Here is a 13,822-nt window from a genome sequence, read left to right on the forward strand (position 1 = left end):
CCGTGTCGGCGGAAGCCCCGTCCGCGCTCGCAGAATGCGCGCATGGCCGTTCCTTCCGCCACGCTCGCCACCCTCTTGCTTGCCGCGTTGGCGGGCGGCTGCGAACTCGGCGAGCGCGACCTGCCCTACGGCAATGCGCCCTCGGCCCAACGCATCGCCGGCCAGCGCCTGCTCGCGCATTACCAGTGCGGCAGCTGCCACGCGATTCCCGATGTGCCGATCGCACAGGGCGCGGCCGGCCCGCCGCTCACCGCCTTCGGGCGGCGCAGCTACATCGCCGGCCGCGTGCCGAACCGCCCGGACACACTGGCGAACTGGATCGTGGCGCCCGCCTCGCTGGTGCCCGGCACCGTGATGCCGGCCATGGGCGTGTCCGCCGCCGACGCGCGCGACATGGCCGCCTACCTGCTCGCGCTCGAATGAGCAACGCGCCTTCGCAATCCGCACTGCAGGCCGCGGGGCCGGTCGCCGACACGCTGCTGGGCGTCACCGGCCTCCTGGTCGCGGGTGCGGCAGTGATCTTTCTCGGCGTGATGGCGCTGCTCGCGTTCGCGGCGCGCAGGCACGCCGGTACGTTGAACGCGCGGCTCTGGGTGATCGGCGGCGGCGTCGTCTTTCCGGTGGTGGTGCTGGCCGCGCTGTTCGCGTACAGCGAGTGGCACCGGCCGACGTGGCGCGCCGTGCCGCCGAAAGACGCGCTCATCGTCGGCATCACCGCGCACATGTGGTGGTGGGAGGTGCGCTACCGCGATCCGGCCACGGGCGCGGAGATCGCGACCGCCAACGAGATCCGCATTCCCGTCGGGCGGCCCGTGTACTTCGGCCTGGGCAGCGCGGACGTGATCCACAGCTTCTGGGTGCCCGCGCTCGGAGGCAAGATGGACATGCTGCCCGGCCGCGTGCAGCACCTGCTGCTGCAGGCCGACCGGCCCGGCACGTACCGCGGGCAATGCGCCGAATACTGCGGCGAGCAGCATGCGCGCATGGCGCTGCATGTGGTGGCCGAGGCGCCGGCCGGGTTCGATGCGTGGCTCGCGGCGCAGGCCAAGCCCGCCGGGCCACCTTCGTCACCCGGCATCGAACGCGGCCGCGCGGCCTTCCTTGCGAACCGCTGCAACGCCTGCCACACGGTGCGCGGCGTGAGCGAGGAAAGCCGCCTCGGCCCCGACCTCACGCACGTGGGCAGCCGGCTTTATCTCGGCGCGGGCACGGTGCCCAACGACGCGCAGAACCTCGCCGCGTGGGTCGCCCACACGCAGCAGCTCAAGCCCGGCGCGCGCATGCCCTCGTCGGGCGAACGCATCGACGCGGCGACGCTGCAATCCATCGCCGAATGGCTCGGCCAACTGAAATGACCCAACCCACCGACCGCCCCGAAGGCGAACGCGAAGCGCTCGAGCGCGCGTGGCGCGCGCCGCGCGGCTGGCGCCTCTTCTCCGCGGTCAACAACACGCACATCGGCGTCTTCTACATCGTGACGGCGATGGTCTTCTTCGTGCTCGCGGGCATCCTCGCGCTGGTGATGCGTGCGCAGCTGGCCGTGCCGGGCAACGACCTCATCGGCGCGCAGACGTACAACCAGCTCTTCACGATGCACGGCACCGTGATGATGTTTCTCTTCGCGGTGCCCATCGTCGAGGCCATCGCGGTCTACCTGCTGCCGGGCATGCTGGGCGCGCGCGACCTGCCGTTTCCGCGGCTCTCGGCTTATGCGTTCTGGGCCTACGCAATCGGCGGCCTCGCGTTCTTCTGCACGATCTTCTTCGGCGAATCGCCCGACGGCGGCTGGTTCATGTACCCGCCGCTCACGAGCAAGGAGTATTCGCCCGGCCGCGGCGCGGACTGGTGGCTGCTGGGCATCGGCTTCATCGAGATCTCGGCCATCGCGGGCGCCATCGAGCTGATCATCGGCATCCTCTTCACGCGCGCGCCGGGCATGACGCTCATGCGCATGCCGGTGTTCGCATGGGCCATGCTGGTGAGCGCGTTGATGATCGTGTTCGCGTTCCCGGCGGTGATCGCGGCGACCACGCTGCTGGAGCTGGAGCGCGCCTTCGACTGGCCCTTCTTCATTCCCGCGCGCGGCGGCGACCCGGTGCTCTGGCAGCACCTGTTCTGGTTCTTCGGACACCCGGAGGTCTACATCATCTTCCTGCCCGCGGCCGGCATGGTGTCGGTGATGGTGGCCACGCTCGCGCGCACGCCGCTGGTGGGCCACCGCGCGGTGGTGATGGCGCTCATCGGCGTGGGCGTGGTGAGCTTCCTGCTGTGGGCGCACCACATGTTCACCACGGGCCTGGGCAACGTCTCGATGGTGGTGGTGTCGGCGGCCAGCTTCATGGTGGCGATTCCGAGCGGCATGCAGGTGTTCGCGTGGATCGCCACCTTCTGGCGCGGCCGCGTCACCTTCGATGCGCCCACGCTCTTTCTGCTGGGCTTTCATTTCATCTTCGTGCTGGGTGGGCTCACCGGCGTGATGGTGGCGGTGCTGCCCTTCGACTGGCAGGCGCACGACAGCTACTTCATCGTGGCCCATCTGCACTACGTGCTGATCGGCGGCATGGTGTTCCCGGTGTTCGCGGGCTTCTACTACTGGGCGCCGGTGTTCAACGGCCACCGCCTCTCGGAGCGCTGGGGCCGCTGGGTGTTCGGGCTGATGTTCGGCGGCTTCAACCTCGCGTTCTTTCCCATGCACATCGCGGGCCTCATGGGCATGCCGCGCCGCATCTACACCTACCCGGGCGATCTCGGCTGGAACGGGCTCAACATGGCTTCGACCGTGGGCGCCTTCGTGCTCGCGGCGGGCGTGCTGCTGTTCTTCATCGACGCGGTGCGCACGCTGCGACGGCCCGAGCAGGACCACGGCAACCCCTGGGGCGCGGGCACGCTCGAATGGCTGCCGCCGCGCGACTACGGCGTGCGCAGCATTCCCGAGGTGGATTCGCTCTATCCGCTGTGGCGCGAGCCCGATCTGCCGCAGCAGGTCGAGGCCGGCCGGCACTGGCTGCCGGGCACCGTGTTCGGCGGCCGCGAGACGCTGGTCACCAGCATGCGCGACGCGCGGCCGATGCATCTGCTGCGGCTGCCGACCGATGGTTGGTGGCCGCTGGTGGCGGCCGTGGGCACGGCCGGATTCTTCCTGCTGCTGACCGCATCGCAGGCGGTGCTCGCCTTCGCCTTCGGGCTGCTCGCGATCGTCGCCATCCTGCGCTGGCTCTGGGGTTCCGACCAGCCGCCGCCGACCGCGATCGCCGACGTGGGCCACGGCGTACGGCTGCCCGTGGGCGCTACGGGACGGGCCTCGCATTCGTGGTGGGCGGTGATCGTGCTGATCGCGGTGGACATGACGATCTTCGTGTCCTTCCTGTTCGCGCACATCCACCTGTCGATGGCCGCCGAGGTGTGCCCGCCACCCGGCGCGGCGCTGCCGCCGTTGCGCTGGCCGCTCGCGTCGATGCTGTTGCTGCTGCTCGGCTCCGCCGGCATGGCGGTGGCGGTTCGCATGCTGAAACAGGGTGGCCAGGGCGCCGTGCGGCTGCTGACGGCCTTCGCCCTGCTTTGCGCCGCGTGCGCGCTCGGGTTCGAGCTCACGGGTCACTGGAAGGCGGGCCTCGATCCGCGCGACCAGGCGTGGAGCGCGACCGTGGGCATGCTGCTCGGCTACCAGGCCTTCCACGTCGCGGTGCTGATGCTCATGGGCGGCTATGTGCTCGCGCGCTCGTTGACCGGCAAGCTGCAGACCGCGGCGCGCGCGACGCTCGACAACACCGCGCTGATGTGGCACTGCGTCACCGCGCAGGGCCTCATCGGCGCGCTCACGGTGCAGCTGGTGCCGGCGGTGCTTGGTTGATCACGACGAAGTGCCGATGACCAGCGCCGCCCATGGCAGGTGGCGGAAGGCGTCGGTCAGGCGCAGCGCACCGGCTTCGGCAGCAAAGGTTTCGCCGGTCAGCAGGTTGCCGAGCGCGCTGGCACCGAGCCCTGAAGGCAGGCGCACCGTCGTGCCGTTCCATTTCGCCGCATCCGGCAGCGCCGGCGTGGCGTCTTCATCCGCACCGTCGTCCGAGAGCCCGACGAACAACCGCCCCGCGAGGATCACCAGCACCTGGCCTTCATGTCGGCGCGCGAACGCCACGACATGCTTCGCCAGCGGCCCTTCGACCGTCAACGGCTCGTAGCTGCCCTCGCGGAACAGCAACGGCTGCGCGCGCCGCAGCGACAGCAACCGCCAGATGAACCAGAGCTTCGCCTGCCCATCGTGCGGCGCCCGGGCCATCGCTCCCACGCGCGCGGCAAGACCGCCTTCGTCGGCCATCGCGTGCAGCGCATCGAGCCGTTGCTGCCGCAGCGCGTAGTCCACCGGCCGCCGGTTGTCCGGATCGACCAGGCTCAGCTCGATGAGCTCGCTGCCCTGGTAAAGATCGGGCACGCCCGGCGAGCCGTATTTCAGCAGCGTGAGCGTGAGGCTGTTCCATGCGCCGAACCACGCGAGCCGGTCGGCCAGCCGCTGGATGCCCGGCAGGCACGCGCCCTCCTCCGCATCCGCGGTGGGTGCCAGGAGTTCGCGCACGAAGTTCTCCAGCGCCGCTTCGTAGTCGGCATCGGGCTGGGTCCAGCGCGTGCGCAGCTTGGATTCGCGCGCGGCCTTCTGCATGTATTGCCAGATTCGGTCGGCGTAACCGGGCGCCGTTTCGGCATCGAGCCCGCCCAGCGGCAAGGTGCCCAGCAGCGTCTGGTACAGCAGGTATTCGTCGGCGCGCGACGGCGCCTCGCCCCCCGCGAGCTTCTTGCGCGCGCCGCGGCACAGGCCATGCCAGCGCGTCAGCGCCAGCATCCACTCGTTGGGCATTTCGGAGAGCACGTCGATGCGGTTGCGCACATCTTCCGAGCGCTTGTTGTCGTGCGTCGAAGTGGCCAGCATCGTGTGCGGCCAGCGCAGCGCGCGGTCGGCGCTCAGCGCATGGAATTGCTCCACCTCGATGCCGAAGAGATCCGGCTCGCCGCCCACCTCGTTGAGCGCGCTCAGCGGAAAGTAGCGGTAGAACGCCGTGTCTTCCACGCCCTTGGCCGCCACCGGCGCACTGAACTGCTGGAAGCGCAGCGCGAAGCGGCGCACCCGTTCGCCCAGCGCCGGCGGCGCCGACACGACGGCCTCGCCGCGCAGCGCGCTGCGCACGAAATCGAAGATCGATCGGTCGGCGTCGCCGCTCTGCCGCGCGGCTTCGTTCACGGCCTCGTCGATGAAGCGTGCGTCCTGCGCCGAGGGCCCTTCGACGATGTACGTGCGGTAGACCGGCATGCACGCGGCGACCTCGGCCAGCGCGCGCCGCAGCGCATTGAGCGTGTAGTCGCGCGTGCTGCGGTCGGCCCGGGCGATGCGCAGCAGCTCGCTGGAGAGCACGTTCAGTTCCGATGAGAGCGCATTGCGCATCACCTCGCGCCGGCCCGCGCGGCAGATCGAAGCGAAGTCGTCCATCTCGCCCGTGAAGCGCTGCCACGCGTGCACCACGGCGGCCTCTGCCGTGGTGTCGACCAGCACGCCGTTGGCCACGTTCGCGAAGCGGTAGCCGGTGGTGCCGTGCACATGCCAGCTGTCGGGCACTTCCTCGTGGGCGCCGGCGATCTTCTCGGCGACCACGTACAGCGGCCGCGCGGGCCGGCCGTCGGCCTCGTGCGTGGGCAGCACGAGGCCCGCGCGGCGCGCGTAGCCTTCCTGGAGCTGGCGGAAGTACGCCGCCGGGTCGTAGAGCCCGTCGGGGTGGTCGATGCGCAGGCCGTCCACCAGGCCCGAAGCCGCAAGGTCGAGCGCGAAAGATTGCGTTGCCTCGAACACCTCGTCGCGCTCCATGCGCACGGCCGCGAGGTCGTTGATGTCGAAGAAGCGGCGGTAGTTGATTTCGTCCGCCGCCACCCGCCAATGCGCGAGCCGGTAGGCCTGCGGCTCGATGAGCCGGTGCAGCGCGTCGCGGGCGTCGGGCTGGGCGAGGTTCAGCTCGGCCACCGAGGCCAAGAGCGCCTGCGCGACCGAGGGGTGCTGCCGCGCCAGGCGCGCGAGCCGGGCCTTGAGCAGTTCCTTGTCGCGCACGCGTTCGGCCTGCGCCTCCGGATCGCTCGTGCCGCGCGGCGGCAGGTGCCCGAACGCGGTGGAAAGGCTCGCGAGCCGCGCCGCCGCGGTGCCATCGCCAAGCCGCGAGAGCGCGCGCCCGAGCACCGCCGGATAGCTCTCGGGCGCGAGCGGAAAGCGGTGGTCGTAGTAGCCGATGGCGAAGCTGCCGGTGGCATCTTCGAAGCGCAGCACCAGCTCGCCGTTGTCCAGCGCCTCGCCGTAGTGCACGCCGAGGATCGGCAGCAGCACCTTGCCGGTGAGCTCGACGTTCAGCGGCTGCCAATCGATGTCGAAATGCTGCGCATAGCGCGAGGCGGGGCCGTTCTCCAGCACGTCCATCCACCAGGCGTTGTCGGCGCCGAACACGCCCATGTGGTTGGGCACCATGTCCAGCAGTTGGCCGAGGCCGTGGGCCTTCAGCGCCGCGACGAAGCGCGCAAAGCCCTCCTCGCCGCCGAGCTCGGGGTTGACCTCGGCGTGCGCGACCACGTCGTAGCCGTGCATGCTGCCCGCGCGGGCGCGCTGGATCGGCGAGCAGTACACGTGGCTCACGCCGAGCTTGGCGAGGTACGGCAGCACGCGGATCGCGTCGTCGAAGCCGAAGTCCTTGTGGAACTGCAGCCGGTAGGTGGCGCGCGGCACACGGGTCTGCAGGCCGGCCGGCGCGCTGCCTTCGGCGCTTGCCATCGGGCGTGGCCGCGCAGCGCGCAAGGCCTCGCCGATGCCGCGCATGCGCTCGCTGCCGGCCAATGCCGTTGTCGCCTCGGGCAGCTTGCGGCGCCAGTTGGGGTGCTGCTCGACCGTGCCCGGCATGTTGGCCTGCGCCACCACGCCGGCCACGTCCTCGAGCTGCACCATCATCAGCGCCGAGGGCGCAGCGGCCAGGAAGGCATGCGCCGCTTCGGCGATGCGGGCGGATGGCAGCGCCAGGCCCGCGGCCTCTCCCACTTCTTCGCGCGACACCAGGCCGGCCTGCTGCAAGGCCTGCATCAGCGCGATGCGCTCCTGCATCCGGTCCGCGAGCTGCTTGTCGAAGATGGCCGGGTCGGGAAACAGGTCGAGCGCCAATCGCTCGCGCAGGTCGTTGGCGGTCCACCAGCCCGCGAAGGTCGCGAGGTCGTGCGTGCTGATCGCCACCAGCGCGGCAGGCGGATAGGTCTCGGGCGGCTTGAAACCGCCGTCCCGCTGCTTCTCGAAATACAGCAGGCGGTACGACAGCACGTCGGCCTTCGCGAGCGCATCGCGCACCGCGTCCTCGACCGTGCCGAGGTCTTCGCCCACCACCATGCAACGGTGCCGGTGGCTTTCGATCGCCACGATGGCGAGCATCTCGTCGAGCGGGTAATAGACGTAGGCGCCTTCGGTCGCATCGCGGTCCGGCGGAATCCAGAACAGGCGCATGAGGCCCATCACATGGTCGATGCGCAATGCGCCCGCGCCGCGCATGCCGGCGCGCAGCGTCTCGGTGAAGAAGCGATAGCCGTCCGCGCGCAAGCGGTCCGGCCGCAGCGGCGGCAGGCCCCAGCGCTGGCCGGCGGGGTTGAATTCGTCGGGCGGCGCGCCGACGCTGGCGCCCTCTGCAAAGACCTGCTGCGCGCCCCACACGTCGGAGCCCGCGCGTTCGACCGACACGGCCAGGTCCACGTAAAGGCCGACGCCCATGCCGAGTGCATCGCAGCGCGCAGCGGCGCGTGCCAACTGGCGACTGGCCAGCCATTGCAGGAACTGGTGGTACTGCACGCGCTCGGCGTTGGCGATCGCGAAGGCCGTCACCTCGGCCGAATCGGGGTCGCGGTAGGCATCGGGCCAGGCATGCCAGTCCCATGCGCCGCCCTCGGTGGCGAGAAAGTGGGCCTGCAGCGTTTCGAACAGCGCGTGCTGGCGCAGCGCCTCGCCGCGCTCCGCGACGAAGGCCTGGAACTCGCGCCCCGTGTCGTCGGGCGCCGACTCCGGCGGCAGATGCCGTGCGCGGAAATCATCGAACAGCATCTCCAGCACTTCGAACTTGGCCGCGGCAACGCCGGTGTAGTCCACCAGCGGCGTCGCGCGCAAGGCCGCGAGCCGCGCCTGGAAGTCGGGCGAACGCACCCGCTCGACGGCCGGCGTGCACTCCGCGAAACCTTCCACCGCCTCCACGTCGATGTAGAGCACGTTGAGCTGCTGGCGCGACGACGGGCTGTAAGGGCTCGTGTGCAGCGGCGTGCTCGCGAACAGCGCGTGCAGCGGGTTGAGGCCGATGAGGTCGGCGCCCTGCGCGGCCATCTGCACGGCCAGTTCTTCCAGGTCGCTGAAGTCGCCGATGCCCCAGTTGCGCGGCGAGCGCAGGCTGTACAGCTGCACCGCGGTGCCCCAGACGCGCCCACCGTCGCGCACTGCGGGCGGGCGGTAGCAACGCCCGGGCGTGGCGAGCACGAGCGTTTCGCCGCGCAGGCCTTCGACGCGCAGCCGGTGGTAGCCCGCTTCGAGTGTCAGCGGCATCCGCAAGCTGCGCTCGCTCAGTGCGGCGCCATCGTTTTCTGCGCGGCCGGTTTCGGACAGTGCATCGACGTCGATCTCGCCTTCCCGATCGCGCCCTTGCTCATCGCCGAGTTGCCAGCGCACGCGCCGCATCGACAGGGGCAACCGCAAGGGCACCGACCATGCGGCGCTCCCGGCCTGCACCACCAGCGCCGGCGGCAGCGCCTCGGCGCGTTGCGCGCGGCGTGCCGCGTCGAGCGCATGGCCCGCTTCCGCCACGCTGTCCAGGCGCACGCCGAACTCGGCCAGCAGCGCGATCAGGCTCTGCGCGGAGGCCTCCTGCCGCACGCCGAAAGCGTCGAAGTAACCGGTCGCGATGCCGTGGTGTTCACAAAGCTGTCTCAGGTCGCCAGTGACGTGTCTTGGCTCATTCACCATGCACGGCCTCCAGTGTCACGTGCACCGCGCCGCGCGCCAGTTGCTGCGCGTCGTCGTGCGCCTGCACGCCCTCGCTGTGGATCACCTCGCCGGGCGGCGGCTCGATGCCCTGCGCCGGCTGTGCGCCGAAATGGGCCAGCATGTGCAGCCGCATCGGCGGCGCGCCCTCGGCCTCGGGCTCCAGGTCCCATTGCACCCGGAGCGTGTCGTTCTCGCAGCGGTAGATGCCCGCGCCTGTCATGCCGGCGAGCCGCGGAACGATGTAGCGATGGCGCAGGCCCAGCAGGTGCTGCACCTCGCTGAGCCGAGAGAAATGCGCACGCGTGCCGCGCTCGCGCCAGCGCAGCTTCGATGCGAGAAAAGTCGATTCCGCATTCGGGTCCGGAATGCGCGCGCGGGCCGCTTCGTCCTTGAAGGCCGCGAACCCGCCGAACTCCGAGCGCCGCCCTTCGGACACCGCGGCCGCGAGGTCGGGCCCGAAGTCGCAGAAATACTGGAACGGCGTGGAGGCCGCGAACTCGTCGCCCATGAACAGCATCGGCACATGCGGCGACAGCAAGAGGCACGCCATGGCTGCGCGCACCAGCACCGGATCGCCCAGCGCGTGGATGCGCTCGCCGAACGCGCGGTTGCCCACCTGGTCGTGCGTCTGCAGGAACGACACGAAGGCCTGCGGCGGCAGCCGCGTGCTCGGCTCGCCGCGCCGCTCGCCCTGGCGGAATGCCGAGGGCTGCCCCTGGTAGATGAAGCCTTCGGCCAGCGCCAGCGCGAAGCGGCACACCGGGTCGTCGGCATAGTCGGCGTAGTAGCCGTCGCGCTCGCCGGTGGCCAGCACGTGCACCGCGTGATGCAGGTCGTCGTTCCATTGCGCGGTGCCGGCCACGGGCAGGCCGCGGCCGTCGCGCATCAGCATCGACGACTGGTTGGTGTCGTTCTCCAGCACCAGGTGCACGTGGCGCTCGCGCGCGGGGCCCGCGTCGATCGCCTCGCGGATCTCGCGCACGATGTGCGGTTGCGTCTCGTCGTGGATGGCGTGGATCGCGTCCATGCGCAGGCCGTCGAAGCGGAACTCCTCGATCCAGTAGAGCGCGTTGTGGATGAAGAAATCGCGCACCGTGCGCGCGCCCGGTCCGTCGAAGTTGATCGCGGAACCCCACGGCGTCTTGTGCCCCGCGTTGAAGAACTCGGGGCAGTAGGCGTGCAGGTAGTTGCCCTCCGGGCCGAAGTGGTTGTAGACCACGTCCACCAGCACCATGAGCCCGAGCGAATGGGCGGTGTTCACCAGCGCCTTCAGCTCGTCGGGCGTGCCGTACGACGCATCGGGCGCGAACTGCAGCACGCCGTCGTAGCCCCAGTTGCGGCGGCCCGGAAAGTCCGCGAGCGGCATGAGCTCGATGGCGGTGATGCCGAGCTCGGCGAGCGCGGCCAACCGCTCGCGCGCGGCATTGAAGCTGCCCTCCTCGGTGAAGGTGCCGATGTGCAGTTCGTAGATCACCGCCTCTTCCCACGGCCGGCCGCGCCAGGCGTCGTCGGTCCACGCGAAGCGCGCCGGGTCGGTCACCACGCTCGGGCCGTGCACGTCTTCGGGGTTGAAGCGCGAGGCCGGGTCGGGCACGCGCGTGCCGTCCGCGAGCCGGTAGCTGTAGCTGTCGCCGGGCTTCGCATCGGGCACCGTCAGGCGATGCCAGCCGCCTTCGCGCGTCATCGGAAGGGACGCGGATTGGTGTTCGAGCACGATGGTTTCAGCCGAAGGCGCCCAGAGCGCGAACGCCACGCCCTCAGCCTGCACCGTGGCGCCGAACGGCATGCGGTGGACCCGCGCGCTCATGGCCGCACGTCCGGCCGGCTCATCACCACGAGCGAGCGGCACTGCAGCGGATAGGCCGCCTCGCCCCATGCCGGCGCGAGCGATGCGGCGTCCTCGGTGGTCGGTGGTGGCGAATTGCTCGCGGTGTCCACCAGCAGTCGCCAGGCGCCGTGCGGCATCGGCGGCAGCGTGAAGGCGATCTCGTCGTGGTGGGCGTTCATCAGCACCAGGAAGTCGTCGTCGTGCTGCACCTCGCCGCGCGGCCCGCGGTCGGCGATGCCGCCGCCGGGGATGTACATCGCGATGCAGCGGGCGTTGCTGTCGTTCCAGTCCTCCGGCTGCATCTCGGCGCCGTCGGGCTTGAGCCAGTACACGTCGGTGACCGTCTCGCCTTCAGCCGGCTTGCCCGCGAAGAAGGTGCGGCGGCGGAACGACGGGTGCGCGCGGCGCAGCGCGATCACGCGCTCCACGAAGGTCGCGAGCGCCAGGCGCTCGGGCGTGGGCGTCCAGTCGAGCCAGCCGAGCGCGTTGTCCTGGCAGTAGACGTTGTTGTTGCCCTGCTGCGTGTGGCCGCGCTCGTCGCCCGCCAGCAGCATCGGCACGCCCTGCGAGAGCAAGAGCGTGGCCAGCAGGTTGCGCTTCTGGCGCTCGCGCAGCGTGACCACCTCGGGGTCGTCGGTCGGCCCCTCGACGCCGCAGTTCCACGACACGTTGTGGCTGTTGCCGTCGCGGTTGTCCTCGCCGTTGGCCTCGTTGTGCTTGTCGTTGTAGGAGACCAGGTCGTGCAGCGTGAAGCCGTCGTGCGCGGTGATGAAGTTGATGCTGGCGCTGGGCCGCTTGCCCGACCAGCCGTACAGGTCCTCGGAGCCGGTGACGCGCTTGGCCACCTCGCCGATGAGCCCGCCGTCGCCCTTCCAGAAACCGCGCAGGCCGTCGCGGTACTGGTCGTTCCACTCGGCCCAGCCGAGCGGGAAATTGCCCACCTGGTAGCCGCCGTGGCCCAGGTCCCAGGGCTCGGCGATGAGCTTCACGCGGTTGAGCGTGGGGTCCTGCCGGATCGCATCGAAGAAGCCGCCCAGGTTTTCCACCTTGCCCGATTCGCGCGCGAGCGCCGAGGCCAGGTCGAAGCGGAAGCCATCGACGTGCATCTCCTCGGCCCAGTAGCGCAGCGAATCCATCACCAGCTGCAGCGCGTGCGGATGCTCCAGGTTCACGGTGTTGCCGCAGCCGGTGAAGTCGTCGTAGTAACGGCGGTTGTCCGCGTTGACGATGTAGTACGAGGCGTTGTCCACCCCGCGCATCGAGAGCGTCGGCCCGAGCTGGTTGCCCTCGCAGGTGTGGTTGTAGACCACGTCCAGGATCACCTCGATGCCCGCGGAATGCAGTGTCTTGACCATGGTCTTGAACTCCTTCACCTTGCCCGAGGCGCTGTAGCGCATTTCGGGGGCGAAGTAGCCGAAGGTGTTGTAGCCCCAGTAGTTCTGCAGGCCCTTCTCGGCCAGGTGCCGGTCGTTGAGGAAACTGTGCACAGGCAGCAGCTCGACGGTGGTCACGCCCAGGCGCTTGAGGTAATCGACCACCGGCGCGCAGCCCAGCGCCGCATAGGTGCCGCGCAGCTCGGGCGGCACGTCGGGGTGCGTCATGGTGAAGCCGCGCACGTGCATCTCGTAGATCACCATGTCCTGCCACGGTACCGAGGGACGGCGGTCGTCGCCCCAGGTGAAGGCGGTCTCCAGCACGCGGCCCTTGGGCATGAGCGGCGCGCTGTCACGGCGGTCGAACGAGAGGTCTTCGCGCTTGCTGCCGACGGTGTAACCGTAGAGCGCGTCGCCCCAGCGAAGATCTCCCACCAGGTCTTTCGCGTAGGGATCGAGCAGGAGCTTGTGCGGGTTGAAGCGATGGCCCTCTTCCGGCTTGTAGGGGCCGTGCACGCGGTAGCCGTAGGCCTGGCCCGGGCGCGCTTCGGGCAGGTAGCAGTGCCACACGCCATCGGTGCGCTCGCGCATCGGAATGCGCTGCAGCTCCTGGCGGCCGCGCTCGTCGAAGAGGCACAGCTCCACTTTGGTGGAGTGCTGGGAGAACAGCGCGAAGTTCACGCCCGCCCCGTCCCAGGTGGCGCCGCGCGGATAAGGGCGGCCGGGCCAGACGGCCGTGATCGTTGGATTGGTTTTTCGTGTCATTCGGCGCGCCGGTGTTTCAGTCGTTCTTGCAGCAATTCATTCATCCATTCATTCGTTTGTTCTTCAACGCGGCGGACGGTCGTTGTCGAACCGCGGGGGAGTGCCGACGGGGGTAACCCCGGGCGTGGGGGCCTTGCCGTCCTTGATCTGCCGGGGCCACCAGCGCTCGATCTGTGCCTTGGCCCAGTCCTTTCCTGCGAGCCCGAATGCCAGAGCCAACGCAAAAACCACGCCTGCCAGGATCACCAGGAAACTCTCGCGCACGATGTCGCCGCCCACCTTGATCTGGTCGAGCGCGATGAGGATCACGAAGGCCATCACCGCGTACTGCGCGACCTTGCCGAAGGCCACCGCGTCCTGCATCTTCACGCCGCGGAAATAGCTGGCCACCGCCTCGCCCACGAAGCGCGCGAAGTACGAGCCGAAGGCCAGCACCAGCAGCGCCACGAACACGTTCGGCACGAACCAGACGATGCGGCCCAAAAGGTCGGCGATGTAGCTCAGCCCCATGCCGTTGAAAGCGATGAGGAGCGAGGCCAGGATCACCAGCCAGTAGGTCAGGATGCCGAAGAGGCTGCTCGTGTCGCCTGCCAGGCCGCCCTGGCGCAGGAAATTGTCCAGCCCCGCGCGCTCGGTGAGCACGTTGAAGTTGATGGCGCGCAGCGCGCGGGTCACCGCGAAGCGGGCCGCCTTGGCGATGAGCCAGCCGACGATGACCACCACCACCCCGATCAGCAGGCGCGGGATGAACGCGCCGACCTGGTAGAGGATGGCGCGCAGCGGCTCCAGGTGAATGCCGAAATTTTCCATGGTGCGTTGTCCTAGGTGTCGTGT

7 protein-coding genes are annotated in these 13,822 nt (G+C 69.7%); 3 read left to right on the forward strand and 4 right to left on the reverse strand.

Annotated elements, in window-relative coordinates; translation table 11 throughout:
- The first annotated feature begins 42 nt into the window (after positions 1-42).
- From JC881_RS01045 to ctaD, 3 genes are read left to right on the forward strand one after another with little or no spacing between them, the layout of a single operon-like run.
- Positions 43-423 carry a c-type cytochrome gene (locus JC881_RS01045; RefSeq protein ID WP_198783863.1) on the forward strand — a complete coding sequence of 127 codons (381 nt, stop codon included), beginning with the start codon at positions 43-45 and terminating at the stop codon, positions 421-423.
- Positions 420-1,355 (forward strand): cytochrome c oxidase subunit II, encoded by a 936-nt coding sequence (locus tag JC881_RS01050; RefSeq protein ID WP_198783864.1) that lies wholly within the window; start codon positions 420-422, stop codon positions 1,353-1,355. The genes JC881_RS01045 and JC881_RS01050 overlap by 4 nt, the downstream gene beginning before the upstream one ends.
- Positions 1,352-3,850, forward strand: coding sequence for a cytochrome c oxidase subunit I (ctaD, locus tag JC881_RS01055; protein ID WP_198783865.1), 2,499 nt, complete (start codon positions 1,352-1,354; stop codon positions 3,848-3,850). The genes JC881_RS01050 and ctaD overlap by 4 nt, the downstream gene beginning before the upstream one ends.
- On the opposite strand, the gene JC881_RS01060 is transcribed toward ctaD, so the two are convergent.
- The 4 genes from JC881_RS01060 to JC881_RS01075 form a co-directional block, all read right to left on the reverse strand.
- Complete coding sequence (locus JC881_RS01060; protein WP_198783866.1) at positions 3,851-9,001, reverse strand: malto-oligosyltrehalose synthase; 5,151 nt, start codon at positions 8,999-9,001, stop codon at positions 3,851-3,853.
- A complete protein-coding gene (gene treZ, locus JC881_RS01065) occupies positions 8,991-10,829 on the reverse strand; it encodes a malto-oligosyltrehalose trehalohydrolase (protein ID WP_198783867.1) in 1,839 nt (612 codons plus the stop codon). Before treZ ends, JC881_RS01060 begins: the two co-directional genes overlap by 11 nt.
- Positions 10,826-12,988, reverse strand: a complete 2,163-nt coding sequence (gene glgX / locus JC881_RS01070) for a glycogen debranching protein GlgX (RefSeq protein ID WP_198783868.1) — start codon at positions 12,986-12,988, stop codon at positions 10,826-10,828. Before glgX ends, treZ begins: the two co-directional genes overlap by 4 nt.
- A gap of 63 nt (positions 12,989-13,051) precedes the next feature.
- On the reverse strand, positions 13,052-13,798 hold the full coding sequence (locus JC881_RS01075) for a mechanosensitive ion channel family protein (protein WP_198783869.1): 747 nt from the start codon (positions 13,796-13,798) through the stop codon (positions 13,052-13,054).
- Positions 13,799-13,822: the final 24 nt, after the last annotated feature.

The sequence above is a fragment of the Variovorax sp. IB41 genome (assembly GCF_016405905.1).
Taxonomy (GTDB): domain Bacteria; phylum Pseudomonadota; class Gammaproteobacteria; order Burkholderiales; family Burkholderiaceae_C; genus Variovorax.

Coding starts and splice junctions, on each gene's coding strand:
- JC881_RS01050 (WP_198783864.1), top strand. CDS start 420: ATGAGCAACGCGCCTTCGCAATCCGCACTGCAGGCCGCGGGGCCGGTC.
- JC881_RS01060 (WP_198783866.1), bottom strand. CDS start 9,001: ATGGTGAATGAGCCAAGACACGTCACTGGCGACCTGAGACAGCTTTGT.
- JC881_RS01045 (WP_198783863.1), top strand. CDS start 43: ATGGCCGTTCCTTCCGCCACGCTCGCCACCCTCTTGCTTGCCGCGTTG.
- glgX (WP_198783868.1), bottom strand. CDS start 12,988: ATGACACGAAAAACCAATCCAACGATCACGGCCGTCTGGCCCGGCCGC.
- treZ (WP_198783867.1), bottom strand. CDS start 10,829: ATGAGCGCGCGGGTCCACCGCATGCCGTTCGGCGCCACGGTGCAGGCT.
- JC881_RS01075 (WP_198783869.1), bottom strand. CDS start 13,798: ATGGAAAATTTCGGCATTCACCTGGAGCCGCTGCGCGCCATCCTCTAC.
- ctaD (WP_198783865.1), top strand. CDS start 1,352: ATGACCCAACCCACCGACCGCCCCGAAGGCGAACGCGAAGCGCTCGAG.